This is a genomic window from Terrabacter terrigena, from assembly GCF_042676085.1.
Lineage (GTDB): Bacteria > Actinomycetota > Actinomycetes > Actinomycetales > Dermatophilaceae > Terrabacter > Terrabacter terrigena.
Genome location: NZ_JBHTKH010000016.1, coordinates 1 through 13,823 on the forward strand (window position 1 = coordinate 1; position 13,823 = coordinate 13,823).

A 13,823-nucleotide genomic window follows, 5' to 3' on the forward strand; every position below is an offset into this window, starting at 1 on the left:
CGTTGTCCGGGAACCAATCGAGCAGCTGCTGGTACGTCGACGGATAATCCACGCCCCGAATTGGATTCACGGTCATCCACAGATTCTACTTCACCCAAGCAGATATGCAGAACACAAGTTCGACTTCGCCGGAAGAGTTGTCCACGCACTCGCCGGGTGAATTCGCTGTCAGCGCAACACGATCCGACTACTTGGCCCTGGCAGCCTCGGGAGGGACTACTACTTCTCGGCGGGAGCCGAACGTCGCGGCTTGCGGCGCGTGAGCAGCACTCCGGCGATGCAGAGCGCGCCGCCCGCGAACGTCAGTGGCGGCGGCACCTCCGACAGGAGCGCCCAGGCGATGAGGGTGGCGATGAACGGCACGAGGAAGGTCGTCAACGTCAGCGTGCCGGCGTTGCTGCGCGCCAGCACGTAAGCCCACGTCGAGAAGGCGATCGCCGTCGGGAAGACCCCCAGGTAGGCGATCCAGAGCAGCGTGCCGGCGTCGCTGTCGCGCACCACGGTGACGAGCTCGCCGCTCCACGGGAGGCAGACGACGGCGCCGATGATGCACGCCAACCATGTGACCTCGGGCCCGGGCAGGCGCCCGAGGAGGGGCTTCTGCGCGAGGACGCCGACGGCATACGTGATCGCGGCCAGCACGGCCAGCCACACCCCCACCATGTCGCCCGCGTCTCCGGAGGAGAAGCCGCGCGCGATGACGACGACTCCGGCGAAGCCCACGGCCATGCCGATGAGCAGCCAGCGGTTCATCGCCTCGCCGAGGAAGACCGTGGCCAACAGGGCGACGATGATCGGCCCGATCTGCACGATGAGGGCAGACGTGCCGGCATCGATGCGTCGCTCGGCCTCGTTGAGCGCGAGGTTGTAGACGCCGAACCACCCGACACCGCACAGCAGCAGCAGCGGCCAGTCGCGCCGGCCGGGCCAGGTGCGGGGCCGGCGGAGGACGAGGACCCCGAGCGCCACGGACGCGACGAGCAGGCGACCGAGCGAGAGGGCTCCGGGTGGCACGTCACGACCGAGGTGACGGATGGCCACGAAGGCCGACGCCCAGAGCAGCAGGGTGACGGCCACCGCCCCGAGGACGAGCCAGGTGGTGCGGCGGGAGTCGGCGGGGGCCTCGACGGCGGGGGGCGATTCGACGGTCACCTGCAGACCGTAGACGTCGGCACCGACAGCGCGCCGCAGGATTTTCGGTCAGGTGTGCACGACTTGCCGCCACGTCGGCCGCTCGCCGCCCACGGCGCGCTCGGCACCCACGGCGAGCTCGGCACCCACGGACGACGGGCGACGACCGCCCACCAGCAGCTGCCCGAGCCCCGGGAGCAGGCGCGTCCACAGCAGCCAGTACGCGACACCCGCGACCATCGACCCCGTGAAGGCGAGCACCGGCCGCCCCCACAGCTGCTCGAGCACCTGCCAGTGGATGACGTAGACGAACAGCGAGCTCGCGGCGAGCACCTGAACCGCGGGCACGAGCCAGGCCGGCAGGCGGGTCGTCGGCTTCCACACGAGGGCGAGCACGAAGGCGAGCGACAACGCGTCACGGGCCGGGTTGCCGGAGAAGGTGCCGACGAGCGGCACCGCCGCGACGGTCAACATCCACCGCTGCCGCGGCGTGACAACTCGAGCGATCGCCCAGCCCAGGAAGAAGAGGAAGAGCACGACGAGGGCAGAACCCTGCATGCGCGGCACGGGGAGCTCGAAGAGCGGCAGCCGCAGGGTGAACGCAGCCAGCGTCAGGGCCGCGGGCAGCCCGAAGGGCCAGCGCTTCTCGAGCCTGGCGATCGCGGGCACGGCCGTGAGCACGATCGCCACGACGAGGGCGAACACGAGCGCCTCGATGAACCAGAAGCGCCACGGCGGCCCGAGACGCTGCTCGCCGAACACCCAGTTCATCAGGAGGACGTTGCGGGTCTGGTAGTCGCCCCACACGAAGTGGGCGGGCGCGATCACGGCGAGCGTGGGGACCACGATCCTCGCCAGACCGCGGCCGAGCGCCTTGAGCCTGGCGGCCCGTTCGGGCGTCGCCAGGGCGAAGCGTGCGACGTTGAAACCGACCAGCACGAACAGCGCGTGGGCGGTGCCCGACAGTGAGAAGAGGTCGGCATGGGTGCCGACGATCAGCAGGATCGCGAGGGCGCGCAGCCAGACGCTCGTCTCCACGGTGCGCCGGCGGGCAGCAGCGGGACGACCGCCCCGGCCGTATGCCGTGTGCCGCGTACCGCGTCCACCACGCTCCGAGCGGGGCTCGGTGCCGGCGTCCACGGTGGTCGCCCAACGCAGGTCGGCCAGCGCGTCGTCCGCCTGCTCCTGGAGCCGGCCGACGGTCGTCACGTGCCATGACGGCGGCAGGTCGCCGAGCAGCTCCTCGAGCTTCAGCGAGACCTCGACGTAGCTGAGCGAGTCGCCGCCGAGCGACGCGAAGGTCGCCTCCGCGGGCACGGCATCGCGGTGCAGGGCTGCGGCATACATCCTCGCGACCGAGCCACTCTGCGCCGCAGCGGAGTCGGCGGCTGCGGCCCCGCGGGCCCCGCCCTCGGTGCTTCTCTCGGCGAGCGCCACGATGGCCTGGTGGTCGACCTTTCCGCCCGGAAGGGTCGGGTGCTCGACGACCTCGACGACGCGTACGGCCCCGAGGGGCACGTGCCCCGCAGCTGCGGCAGCGCGTCGCACGGCGCCGTGGTCGACGCCACCGCGTCCCGGGCCGCGGTCGTCCTCGTCGCGAACCGTCACGACGAGCAGTCCCTCGCGGCCGGCGACCCGGACGTCGCGCCCGGCGTCGCGCAGGCGGCGCTCGACGACGTCGAGGTCGACACGGTGGCCCAGCACCTTGACGTGCCGGCTCGAGCGGCCGGTGACCTCGTAGAGACCGTCGGGTCCGAGGCGGCCGAGGTCACCCGTGCGCAGGCGGGTCGTCGTGCGACCCAGGGCGAGGTCGCCGGGGCACTCGGCATAGCCGAGCATGACGTTGGGCCCGGTGTAGCAGAGCTCGCCGTCGACGACCTCGAGGGCGCCGCCGGGCACGGGAACGCCGATGGAGCCGGGGCTGCTCAGGGCGAGGTCGGGCGGCAGGTAGGCCATGCGGGCCGTGGCCTCGGTCTGGCCGTACATGACGAAGAAGTCCCACCCGCTCTCACGGCCGAGCTGCGCCCAGTGGCGCACGCGGTCGGGGTCGAGGCGGCCGCCGGCCTGGGTGACGTAGCGCAGGCGAGGCAGGTCGAGGCCGGAGAAGCTCGACCGCTCGAGCATCTCGAAGGTCCACGGAACCCCGGCGAGCGAGGTGACGTCGGCGCGGCGGGCGAGGTCCCAGAAGCACTCGTCGACGACCGAGAGGTCGGTCAGCGCGATGCCGGCGCCGCGGCTGAGGTGGCTGTGCAGGACAGAGAGGCCGTAGCAGTAGTGGAGCGGCAACGTCGTTGCAGCGCAGTCGGTCTCACGGATCTGGAGGAACTCGGCGATCTGCTCGGCATTCGCCGTCAGGTTGTCCCAGGAGAGGCGCACGAGCTTCGGCGAGCCGGTCGACCCGCTGGTGCTGAGCAGCAGCGCGAGGTCGGGGTGGAGCGGGGCGGCGGGCTCGTCGCGGTGGACCAGCACCGCCCCCTCGGCAGAGATCTCGACGTCGGGGTTCCACGCCGCCCGCAAGCCCTCGAGCACGTCGGGCCGGTCACCTGCGGCGAGCAGGACCGCATGGCCCTGCCGGAGCGCGGCGAGGTAGGCGACGAGGCAGTCGAGACGGTTCTGCATCGCGACGAGCACGAGGCGGCGGGTGCCGGCCAGCGCCCTCCCGGCGTCGTCGACGAGAACGCGGAGCTCCTCACGGCTGACGACCCGATCGGCCAGCGTGACGGCGGCGGCACGGGGGGTGCCGGGGAGGTCGAGCCAGGGCGCGCGGGCGGGCGCGGCCGTGGAGGTCGTGAGGGACTCGAGCACGTCCACATTAGATAGGTAAGCCTTACCTAATGGCAAACCCCTGCTTGCCGATCGGAGCAACATAAGTTAGCGTTTTGTCTATGAGAACCGATGGTTATGTGAGTGAGCGGGCGGACCGGCCCGGCTTCCCCGCGCCCATCGCGTGCCCGAGCCGCTGGGCGGGACGAATGTATGCCTGTCGACCGCTCGGGAGCCGCCGTGCAGCCTGATCTCCTGCTGCCGGCCGCCCCGAGCGCCGCCGACCACACGCACACCGCACCCACCCGAAAGGCTTCCACCATGTCCCGCGGCGCCCAGCGCATCTCCGTCGACCTCGCCGACACCGCCCGAAGGCTCTCCCGCCAGCGCACGATCTGGCAGGGCCTCGTCGACTTCGACCCCATCACCCGCTACTACGCCCGCCTCCTGGCCGACGAGCACCACGAGGCGTGGCTGCTCACGTGGCTCCCCGGCCAGGGCACGCCATGGCACGACCACGGCGGCAGCGCCGGCTCGTTCGTCGTGCTCCAGGGAGTGCTCACCGAGGAGGTGGCGGGCTACAGGACCACCGTCGACCTCGACGGTGCGCGACGGGTGACCGGGCCCGGCGTCCTGCTCACCCCCGGCGACCAGCGCACGTTCGGCACGCGGCACCTGCACCGGGTCACGAACGCCGGTTCCGACCCGGCCGTCAGCCTGCACGTGTACGCGCCCAGGCTGACCGCCATGACGAACTACCGTGCGGTCGCCGGCGTCCTCGAGGCCGAGGAGCACGCCGAGGTCGGGGTCGACTGGTGAGCAAGGACCCCATCCCCGGACGCCCACCACGCACCATCGACGAGGTGCTCGCCGAGGCACGGAGCCACCTGCACCGGATCACGCCGCAGCAGGCGGACGCCGCACGCGCCGAGGGCGCCGTCATCGTCGACATCCGCCCCGCTGCCCAGCGGGCCGCAGAGGGTGAGCTCGACTTCGCGACCGTGATCGAGCGCAACGTGCTCGAGTGGCGCCTCGACCCGGCGAGCGACGCCTCGCTGCCCATCGCCAGCCACGACCTGCACGTCATCGTGCTCTGCCAGGAGGGCTACACCTCGAGCTTGGCGGCGGCCGCGCTCCAGGAGCTGGGCATCCACCGCGCCACCGACGTCATCGGGGGGTATGCCGCCTGGCGGGCCTGGCAGGAGGAGCAGTCCGCGGCGGCGTCGCCGTCGCAGCAGCAGTCCTGACGACGTCGCTGAGCCGGTCGAGGTGCTCGGACGGCAGGCGCCAGCGCTGCCAGTAGAGCGGCACGTCGACGTGGTCGCGGGCGCCGAGCCGCACGAGGTCGCCGGTGTCGAGCACCTCGGCGAGCTGGGACGTCAGCAATGCACCCCACCCGAGCCCCGCGCGTACGGCAGTGACGAAGCCCGTGCCGTCGGGCACCTCGTGGGTCGGCGGCGCCGCGGGGACGCGGTGGCGGTCGAGGATCCGCTGCTGGATGTCGTCCTTGGCGTTGAACCGGACGACCGGCATCGCGCCCCAGTCGATCCCGCGGCCGAACCGGAAGCGCTCGACGAGCTCGGGTGTGGCGACCGGCAGGTAGCGCAGGGTCACGAGAGGTTCGGTCGAGCAGCCCTGCACGGGCGTCGGGTCCGACGTCACCGCGGCGAGCACCTCGCCCGACCGCAGCAGCCGCGCCGAGTGGTCCTGGTCCTCGACGTGCACCCGGATCACGACGTCGGGCCAACCGGCCACCTCGCCGAACACCGCCCCGAACCACGTCGACATCGAGTCGGCGTTGACGGCCACGGGCAGGTCGACCCGCCCCTGCACGCCGGACGACAGGCCGGCGAGCGCCTCGGCCTCGAGCAGCCCCTGCTGACGGGCGAGCCGGACGAGCGCCTCACCGGCCGCGGTGGGACGGCACGGGCTGGCGCGCACGACGACGACCTGCCCCACCTCGGCCTCGAGGGCCTTGACGCGCTGGCTCACGGCCGACGCCGTCACGTGCAGGCGCCGCGCCGCCGCGTCGAAGGTGCCGGTGTCGACGATGGCGAGCAGGGTCGCCAGGTGCTCGGGCTGCAACCTCATGAAGTCATGCTAATGATAGTGAAGAATCCTTCGCTTCACTGAATCGCCGTCCGCCCGTACCGTCGAACGGTGACCTCCCTCCTGCCCGGCTTCCTCACGATGGCCTCGCTCATCATCGCCATCGGGGCACAGAACGCCTACGTGCTGCGCACCGGGCTCACCCGCCGGCACGTCGGCCTCGTCGTGACCGTCTGCGCCCTCAGCGACGCGGTGCTCGTCGTCGCAGGGGTCCTCGGCGTCGAAGGTCTGGTCACGGCCCACCCCACCCTGCTCACGGTCGTGCGGTGGGTCGGGGCGGCATACCTCGTCGGCTACGGGCTGCTGTGCCTGCGCAACGCGCGGCAACCGAAGGCCCTGGAGGCCGACGGCACGGCGACCTCGCGCCGCGGTGTGCTCACGACCGTCGTCGCCCTCACGTGGCTCAACCCGCACGTCTACCTCGACACCGTGCTGCTCGTGGGCTCCATCGCGAACCAGCAGGGAGCCGACGGCCGCTGGTGGTTCACCGTGGGCGCCGTCGCCGCCAGCATCACCTGGTTCACCGCACTCGGCCACGGCGCGCGACTGCTCGCACCGCTCTTCGCCCGACCCGCGACGTGGCGGGTGCTCGACGTCGCCATCGCCCTCGTGATGTTCGCCATCGCCGCCACCCTCGTCCTCGGCTGAGGTCGCGCCGTGGGCACGCCTGAGGTAGGGCGACGAGCGGATCTGAGGTAGCGGCGGTGCACGGATAGGGAGCTCACCCGATGTGGGCGCCTACCTCAGGAGCCGACTCTGGAGGAGTCCCAAAGAGGCACGAACAGAGGAAAGACCGTGAGCATCCACTACGTCGACTACCGCACCGTCCAGGCCGAGATCGAGGCCCGCTACCCGCAGCGTCGTCGCGTCCGTCGCGACTCGTCGCTCGAGATCATGCGGCGCACGATGGCCAGGATCTCTCGCGAGGAGAACAACCCGGGCCGCACGCGGTGACGACGGCGGCACGGCCCGTGTCGTCCACCGTCCCGCCGCTGTCGGCGGAGTACGCGAGAATTCCGCGTATGCCGCTCAGCACCGGCCCCCTCATCGGGAGGGACACCGACCTCTCGCATCTCGCCGACGCCATCGGACTGCGCCCGACCCCGGGTGCCCGGCCCGGTGGCGTCGTCGTGCTGTCGGGCGACGCGGGCATCGGCAAGTCGCGGCTCGTCGGCCACCTCGTCACCGAGGCCACCGACGCCGGCTGGTTCACGGCGGTCGGGCACTGCGTCGGCCAGGCGGGCAGCAGCCTGGCCTACCTTCCGTTCGTCGAGCTCGTCGGCGCCGTCGACGCCGGCCATCCCGAGGTGGTCGAGCGTGTGCTCGACACCCATCCCAGCCTCGGCCACCTCCTCCCCGGCCGCCCCGACGCGCACGACCCCGAGCGGGCGGGCCGCACCACCGACCCCGGCCAGGTCGCCGAGGCCGTGCACGCCCTGCTGTCGGCGCTCGGCGACGCACAGCCCTCGCTCGTCGTCGTCGAGGACGTCCACTGGGCCGACCACTCGTCGCGCGACCTCATCACCCTGCTGCTGACCCGCGGATTCACGAAGGCCGTCGGCCTGGTCGTCACCTACCGCTCCGACGACCTCCACCGCCGCCACCCGCTCCACGACACCCTCGCCGTCTGGGTCCGCATCGCCGGGCTCGAGCACGTCGAACTCGCACCCCTGCCCGCCGACGCCGTCCGAGAGCTCGTCTCCGGCATCGAGGGCGCCCCCACCGACGCGACGACGGCAGCCGAGATCGCGCGTCGTTCCGAGGGCAACCCGTTCTTCGCCGAGGAGCTCGTCGCGAGCGCCGCGGCGGGCCAGGCCCTCACCGGCGGCCTGAGCCGCGTGCTCCGTTCGCGTGTCGAGCAGCTCGACGACACGGCGCAGCGCGTGCTGCGTGCGATCGCCCTCAAGGGCGGGCAGTTCATCGACCACGAGCTGCTCTCGAAGGTGCTCGCCCTGCCCGACGAGACCCTCGAGGCCGCGCTCGCGGCCGCCGTCGAGCACCACGTCCTCGAGGCTCGCTGGCCGCCTGCCTACACCTTCCGCCACGCACTGCTGGGCGAGACCGTCGCCGACAGCCTCCTGCCGGGTGAGCGCCTCAGGCTCCACCGGGCGTATGCCGCCGTGCTCGCCGAGTGCCCCCACCTGGCCCCCGCGTCCGAGCTGGCGCGCCACGCCGCCGCGGTCGGCGACCTGCCCACTGCGGTGCGTGCGAGCCGCGCGGCCGCCGAGGCGGCCATGGCCGTCGGTGGCCCCCAGGAGGCACTGCTGCACTTCGAGCGCGCCCTGACCTGGCTCGACGAGAACGACCCCGAGCGCGACGAGGTGACCCTCCGCGCATCGCGGGCCGCGATGGTCGCCGGTGAGTCGGTGCGCGCGATGGACCTGCTGCGCGACCGCCTCGACCACCCGGGCACGGCGCAGGACCCGCTCCTGAGGGCCGACCTGCTGTCGACGCTCGTCATCCGGGCGCGCATCCTCGACCTGCCGGTCGACTCCATCGCCCTGACCGACGAGGCCCTCTGCCTGGTCGGTGAGGAGGCCGACGAGCGCCGGGTCCGCGTGCTCGTCGCGCGTGTGCAGGCTCTCGTCGACCAGGGCTCGTTCGTCGAGGCGGCGGTCGTCGGAAACGAGGTGTCGCTCCTCGCCGAGCGGCTCGGCCTGGTGGGCGCGGTCGCCGAGGTGCGCGCCATCATGGCTCGGGTGCTCGAGGCACAGGAAGACCTCGCCGCCGTCGAGACCCACCTGCAGGCCCTCATCGACGACATCGACCCCGACGACCCGCTGCTCCTGCGGGCCCTGCACCAGCTCGCGTCGCTCGCCCACCGCCGCGGCGACCTCCCCGGCGCCCTCGCCCTCTACGACCGGGGCGCCGACGTCGCGCGCCGCATGCACCGCGAGTGGGCGCCCTGGGGGCAGGAGTGCCGGCTGCTCGGCGGCCTCACGGCGTACGAGCTCGGCGACTGGGACGGAGCCGTGCGCCGGCTCGACCTCGGCGGCAGGCCCGCGCCACAGCCGGGGCGCGCGATCTTCACCGGCGCGATGCTCCTGGTGCAGGCCGGCCGGGGTGAGCCCGTCGCCCCCGACGTCTTCGACGAGCTGCGCGAGTGGTGGCCCGTCGACGGCCTCACCGTCGTGCTCACGGTCATGGCGGCCGTCGACGTGCTCGGCGACTCCGGTGACCTAGGTGCCGTTCTCGACGTCACCGAGGCAGCCGTCCGCACGCTCGACGCGGCCTGGGGCGAGTACCACGCCGTGGTCCGGCTGGCCGCCCTGCTCGCCGGTCAGGCCGCCCGCCTCGTGCCGTCCGCCGACCCGGTGCTGCGCGAGCGCACCGTCGCCCTGGTCGACTCGCTGGCCGAGCGGGCACGTTTGATCGGCGAGCTGCGGCCCGCCGTCGAGAAGGCGAGCCGCCCCAAGTTCGAACGCGCCTCGTCCGAGTCGCTCGAGGACACCAGCCGCGAGACGTGGGCGTGGACCTCCCGGCTCGAGGCCGAGATCCTCAGGCTGCGTCGCGCCGTCGAGCTCGACCACCCGCCCGGCGCCGACGAGCTGGTCGACGCGTGGCGCAGGAGCACCGCCGCGTTCGAGCGCTACGGCCACGTCTTCGAGACGGCCCGTTCGCGTGCACGGCTCGCTGCCGCCCTCCGCAGCGCGGGCGACGACGCCGGTTCACGCCGCGAGGCAGAGCTGGCCCGCGACGTCGCCGTCCGGCTCGAGGCCAAGCCGCTGCTGAGCGAGCTCGACGAGGTCCGGCCGGGCGCGTCCGCTGGTGGCGCGGGCGCCCCGCACGACCTCACTCCCCGCGAGCTCGAGGTGCTCGCCCTGCTGTCTCGCGGCCTGACCAACGGCCAGATCGGCAAGCAGCTCTACATCAGCACCAAGACCGTGAGCGTGCACGTCTCCAACCTGCTGGCCAAGCTCGGGGCGGCGGGGCGCACCGAGGCCGCTGCCATCGCGAGGAGACGCGGGCTCGTGTCCTAGCGGGCCGGCTCTCCCACCAGGGAGGCCGTCGACGGGTCGGGTCGCGACCGGCGAAGCCCCGGCGTCAGGGCCACGGACACGACGACCGAGGCGACGGCCATGAAGCCCATCGCCTGGGCCGCCGACTCGGCTCCCGTGCCGAGCGCGCTCGCGACGGCTCCGCCGAGCAGCGCGCCGAGCGCCTGGCCGACCATGAGACCGGTGCCCTGCAGGCCGAACACCTGACCGCGCGCCTCCGAGTCGGTGTGCGTCACCAACCGTTCCTGCAGGGGCAGGCTCGCCGAGTAGCCCGCGGACGCCACGAACGCGAGCGCGGCGGCACACGGAAGGGACGGGACGAGGGAAAATGCGAGGTACGGCACCGCCAGAAGCAGGCGGAGTGGACCGATCAGCCTGTCCCGCAACGGGACCGAGAGGAACCGCCCCACGACGACGTCGCCCAGCAACATGCCCGCCGCCGTCACCGCGAAGAGGTAGCCGGCCTGCTCACCCGCGAACGGGACGAAGAGCGCCTCGCAGCCGACGATCAGCCCGTTCGGCACCCACAGCGTCAGGTAGATCGGGCGGACGACGCGCGAGCCGAGCAGACGACGGTTGACCTCACGGGTGCGTTTCACGACCGACGCTCCGGCGTGACGCGGCGGGTGGTCGGAGAGCCCGAACCGCAGCAGCAGGACGGCCACGAACAGGGCCGCCGCGGACCCGAGGAAGAGCTGGGTCGTGGTGAAGGTGATGAGCAGCAGGCCGCCGATGCCGTAGCCGACGACCTGCATCCCGCCGACCGCGATGTTGATCGTCGCGCGGCCGAGGATGAAGCCGTCGGGCGGCAGGATGTCGGAGACGAGCGCCATCATGCTGCCGCCCAGGGCGGACGTGACGAGCGGGCCGACCGCGAGGAGCGCGAACCGCCAGCCCCACGCCAGGCCCGGGATCGCCTGGAGCAGGTCGGTCACGAGGGCGCTCGTCGTGACGAGCACGAGCGCCGTGCGGGGTCGCACGAGGTCCGAGCCGGAGCCGAAGAGCGTCTGCCCGACGATGCGCAGGAGCGGCGCCCCGAACATGGCGAGCGCCGTGAGGACGGGCGACCCGGTGGCCGCGAAGGTGATGGTGCCGAGCGCGAGGGACGCGACGGCATACGACCCGATGTTGAGGCACTGGACGAGGAAGAGGACGCGGAACTCGGGCACGGCGAACAGCTGGCGGTACGTCTTCACCCGCCCACCGTGCCGGGCGAGGCCTGCTCGACGGTAACGTTTCGGATGGAGGCGAAACATGGGGACGTGGCAGATCTCGGCCGACCTGTTGGCGAGGAGCCGCTTCGTCGTGTCGCCGCGCATCGAGACCGTCGGCGCCCTCAACGACCTCGTCCGACCGTCCGACCCCGAGGGTCGCGCGCTCGCCGCCGCCCACGGCGAGGCCTTCGCGGCCATGCTCGACGCGCACCCCGTGCGGCGGGCGGTGCTCGACCACAGCTGGAAGCCGCAGTGGATCTCCGACTGGCTCTGCCTCCCGCCGGCCACGGGCGGGCGCACCTTCGAGCAGGAGCTCGACGACGTGCGCGACCTCGGCGACGACGTCATGCGCGACCAGCTCGCCGAGAGCTCACCCGCGAGCGGCCTGCCCGACGTCCTGCTGCGCGACGGCCTCACCGAGCACGGTGCCCAGCTGCTCGAGTGGGTCTGGACCCACGTGCTCGCGACCGACTGGGCGCGCCGAGAGCGTATCCTCCGGGCCGACGTCGTCGCGCGCACCTCGCGGCTCGCGACCCAGGGCTGGGCGGCGGTGCTGCGCGACCTCGGTCGCGACCGTGAGTGGGTCGGTGACGGCCACCTGCGGATCAACGACTACGACCTGCCGTCGCGCGTCCTGCCCGACGACGCCGACCTCTTCTTCGTGCCCGTCAACCACCGGGCCCGCTGGGTGGGCTGGCTGCTCCCGAGCAGGTATGCCGTCTACTACCCCGTCGCGGGAGCGCTCGCCCGCGTCGACGCCGGGGCTCCCGACGGTCTCGAACGCCTCGTCGGCCGCAACCGCGCGCGCCTGCTCGTCGCCCTCGAGTCACCCTCCAGCACAAGCGGACTCGCTGCGACCACGGGCCTGGCAGTCGGCTCTGTCGGTGACCACCTCAAGGTGCTGCTGGCCGCCGGGCTCGTGCTGCGGCGCCGTTCGGGCCGCGAGGTGCTCTACTGGCGCACCGCCGTCGGCGACGCGCTCGTCGCCTCCGGCACGCAGGGCCCGGCACCCGGATCCGGGTAGTTCTCCCCATGTACCGCCTGACGACGCGCCCCTAGCCTCGGCGCTGCGGACGCAGCCGCGGCCGCGCCAACGACTCGATCAGGGGTAGTCATGTGTGAGCTCCACGAAACCACCGGTCCCGAACTCGGCCGCCGCACGCTCCTGCGCGGCGCCGGTGGCCTCCTCCTCGCCGGGGGCCTGGTCGGCGCCACCGGCAGCGCGGCCGAGGCCGCCACGTCGCAGAACGGCTGGCCGGCCGGCTCGTCGTCCGCCATCCCGCTCGCCACCCTGTCCGTCGGGGCCGCCACCTTCCCGGCCGGTGTGCGGCGGGGCGACGTGCACACCGTCCTCGGCTACGTGGCCCGCCGCTTCAACGGCGAGGTCGAGGCGCTCGTCAAGGGCTGGTGCTGGGGTCACAGCTACCGCGTCATCTCCGGCAGCACGTCGCTGTCGAACCACTCCAGCGGCACCGCCATCGACCTCAACGCGCCTCGCCACCCGCTCGGCAGGTCGGGCACCTTCTCGGCGGCCCAGCGCACCCGGATCCACTCCATCGTGTCCGCCTGCAACGGCGTCGTGCGCTGGGGCGGCGACTACTCGGGCCGCAAGGACGAGATGCACTTCGAGATCGACGTGCGCCCGGGTGACGCGCGCCTCGCGGCCCTCGCCCGGCGGATCGGCGGCGCCCCGGCACCCGTGCCCATCGTGTGGACGACCGTCAGGCGTGGCGCCAACGGCTTCCGCACCACGGCGATCCAGCACCTGCTCCGCCACCGCGGCTACTCCCTCACCGTCGACGGCGCCTTCGGCCCCACGACCGAGAGCCGGGTCATCGCGTTCCAGCGCTCGAAGGGCCTGGCCGCCGACGGCGTCGTCGGACCCAAGACCTGGACCGCCCTCGTCGTGACGGTCAAGCAGGGCTCGAGCGGCCAGGCCGTCGTCGCGGTGCAGAAGCTGCTGACCCACCGGGGCTACGCGGTGACGGCGAGCGGCTCGTTCGGCTCGACGACCACGACGAAGACGCAGGCCTTCCAGAAGGCGCGCGCGCTGACGGCCGACGGCATCGTCGGACCGCGCACCTGGGCCAAGCTCACGGTCTGACGCCCTGTGACGCCGCCGCGCCGCCCCCGGTCTGTGGACACCCGAACACCTGGTGTCGTGCCTTCTCCCGCGAACCTTCTCCCGCGCCCCGCGTTGGGTCTAGCGTCGCTCGTGTTCACGCCATTCAACGAAGAGGGGCACGACACATGGCAGAAGACTGGGCAGCAGACGTCAAGAAGTACTCCCCCGACGCCGACGACGCCGCGATCAAGGGCATCGTCCGCCACTGCGGGATCGCCCTGCAGAAGCGCGACTCGTCACTCGTGTCGTTCAGCGACAAGACCGAGCTCGACCGCGTGCGTGACGGGTTCATGAAGAAGAAGCTCGCCCTGACCGACTCGGACGCCGACCTCGACGCCTCGCTCGCCGAGGTCGGGCAGAAGCTCAAGGGTGACCGCACGAAGAACCGCGTCACCGTCTACTACCTGCTCGCCGAGAAGCACGACAAGCTCGACCTCTTCCGCTGACCGAGCGGTCGGCCCGGACGGTTGGCCCGGACGGTCG

General features: G+C 72.5%; 12 protein-coding genes. 8 read left to right on the top strand and 4 right to left on the bottom strand.

From position 1 onward, the window contains the following. Window positions 1-219: 219 nt before the first annotated feature. Window positions 220-1,152 carry a DMT family transporter gene (locus tag ACFQ2V_RS17845; protein WP_386054221.1) on the bottom strand — a complete coding sequence of 311 codons (933 nt, stop codon included), beginning with the start codon at window positions 1,150-1,152 and terminating at the stop codon, window positions 220-222. A gap of 48 nt (window positions 1,153-1,200) precedes the next feature. Continuing rightward, a complete protein-coding gene (locus ACFQ2V_RS17850) occupies window positions 1,201-3,936 on the bottom strand; it encodes an AMP-binding protein (RefSeq protein WP_386054222.1) in 2,736 nt (911 codons plus the stop codon). Between the two features lie 198 nt (window positions 3,937-4,134). On the opposite strand from ACFQ2V_RS17850, the gene ACFQ2V_RS17855 reads away from it, so the two are divergent. Beyond that, window positions 4,135-4,713 (top strand): cysteine dioxygenase, encoded by a 579-nt coding sequence (locus ACFQ2V_RS17855; RefSeq protein WP_386054223.1) that lies wholly within the window; start codon window positions 4,135-4,137, stop codon window positions 4,711-4,713. Next, on the top strand, window positions 4,710-5,141 hold the full coding sequence (locus ACFQ2V_RS17860) for a rhodanese-like domain-containing protein (RefSeq protein WP_386054224.1): 432 nt from the start codon (window positions 4,710-4,712) through the stop codon (window positions 5,139-5,141). Before ACFQ2V_RS17855 ends, ACFQ2V_RS17860 begins: the two co-directional genes overlap by 4 nt. Here ACFQ2V_RS17860 and ACFQ2V_RS17865 read toward each other — a convergent pair. Continuing rightward, complete coding sequence (locus ACFQ2V_RS17865) at window positions 5,062-5,985, bottom strand: LysR family transcriptional regulator ArgP (RefSeq protein WP_386054225.1); 924 nt, start codon at window positions 5,983-5,985, stop codon at window positions 5,062-5,064. The two genes, ACFQ2V_RS17860 and ACFQ2V_RS17865, sit on opposite strands and share 80 nt — an antisense overlap. 69 nt (window positions 5,986-6,054) lie before the next feature. Here ACFQ2V_RS17865 and ACFQ2V_RS17870 point away from each other — a divergent pair, with 69 nt between their 5' ends. The 3 genes from ACFQ2V_RS17870 (at window position 6,055) to ACFQ2V_RS17880 (ending at window position 9,983) form a co-directional block, all read left to right on the top strand. Next, window positions 6,055-6,651 (top strand): LysE/ArgO family amino acid transporter, encoded by a 597-nt coding sequence (locus ACFQ2V_RS17870; protein ID WP_386054226.1) that lies wholly within the window; start codon window positions 6,055-6,057, stop codon window positions 6,649-6,651. A gap of 147 nt (window positions 6,652-6,798) precedes the next feature. Next, complete coding sequence (locus tag ACFQ2V_RS17875; protein WP_386054227.1) at window positions 6,799-6,957, top strand: hypothetical protein; 159 nt, start codon at window positions 6,799-6,801, stop codon at window positions 6,955-6,957. 68 nt (window positions 6,958-7,025) lie between these two features. Continuing rightward, entirely contained in the window at window positions 7,026-9,983 is a 2,958-nt protein-coding gene (locus ACFQ2V_RS17880; protein WP_386054228.1) for a helix-turn-helix transcriptional regulator, read from the top strand. Here the strand turns inward: ACFQ2V_RS17880 and ACFQ2V_RS17885 are convergent. Further along, window positions 9,980-11,197: an MFS transporter gene (locus tag ACFQ2V_RS17885; RefSeq protein WP_386054229.1), complete on the bottom strand. Its 1,218-nt coding sequence runs from the start codon at window positions 11,195-11,197 to the stop codon at window positions 9,980-9,982. The two genes, ACFQ2V_RS17880 and ACFQ2V_RS17885, sit on opposite strands and share 4 nt — an antisense overlap. 58 nt (window positions 11,198-11,255) lie before the next feature. Here ACFQ2V_RS17885 and ACFQ2V_RS17890 point away from each other — a divergent pair, with 58 nt between their 5' ends. The 3 genes from ACFQ2V_RS17890 (at window position 11,256) to ACFQ2V_RS17900 (ending at window position 13,786) form a co-directional block, all read left to right on the top strand. After that, window positions 11,256-12,239, top strand: a complete 984-nt coding sequence (locus ACFQ2V_RS17890; RefSeq protein WP_386054231.1) for an ArsR/SmtB family transcription factor — start codon at window positions 11,256-11,258, stop codon at window positions 12,237-12,239. 90 nt (window positions 12,240-12,329) lie between these two features. After that, the gene (locus tag ACFQ2V_RS17895; RefSeq protein ID WP_386054232.1) at window positions 12,330-13,319 is read left to right on the top strand and encodes a peptidoglycan-binding protein; all 990 of its coding nucleotides are present in this window, start codon (window positions 12,330-12,332) and stop codon (window positions 13,317-13,319) included. A gap of 146 nt (window positions 13,320-13,465) precedes the next feature. Beyond that, window positions 13,466-13,786, top strand: coding sequence for a DUF2853 family protein (locus ACFQ2V_RS17900; protein ID WP_386054233.1), 321 nt, complete (start codon window positions 13,466-13,468; stop codon window positions 13,784-13,786). Window positions 13,787-13,823 lie beyond the last annotated feature (37 nt).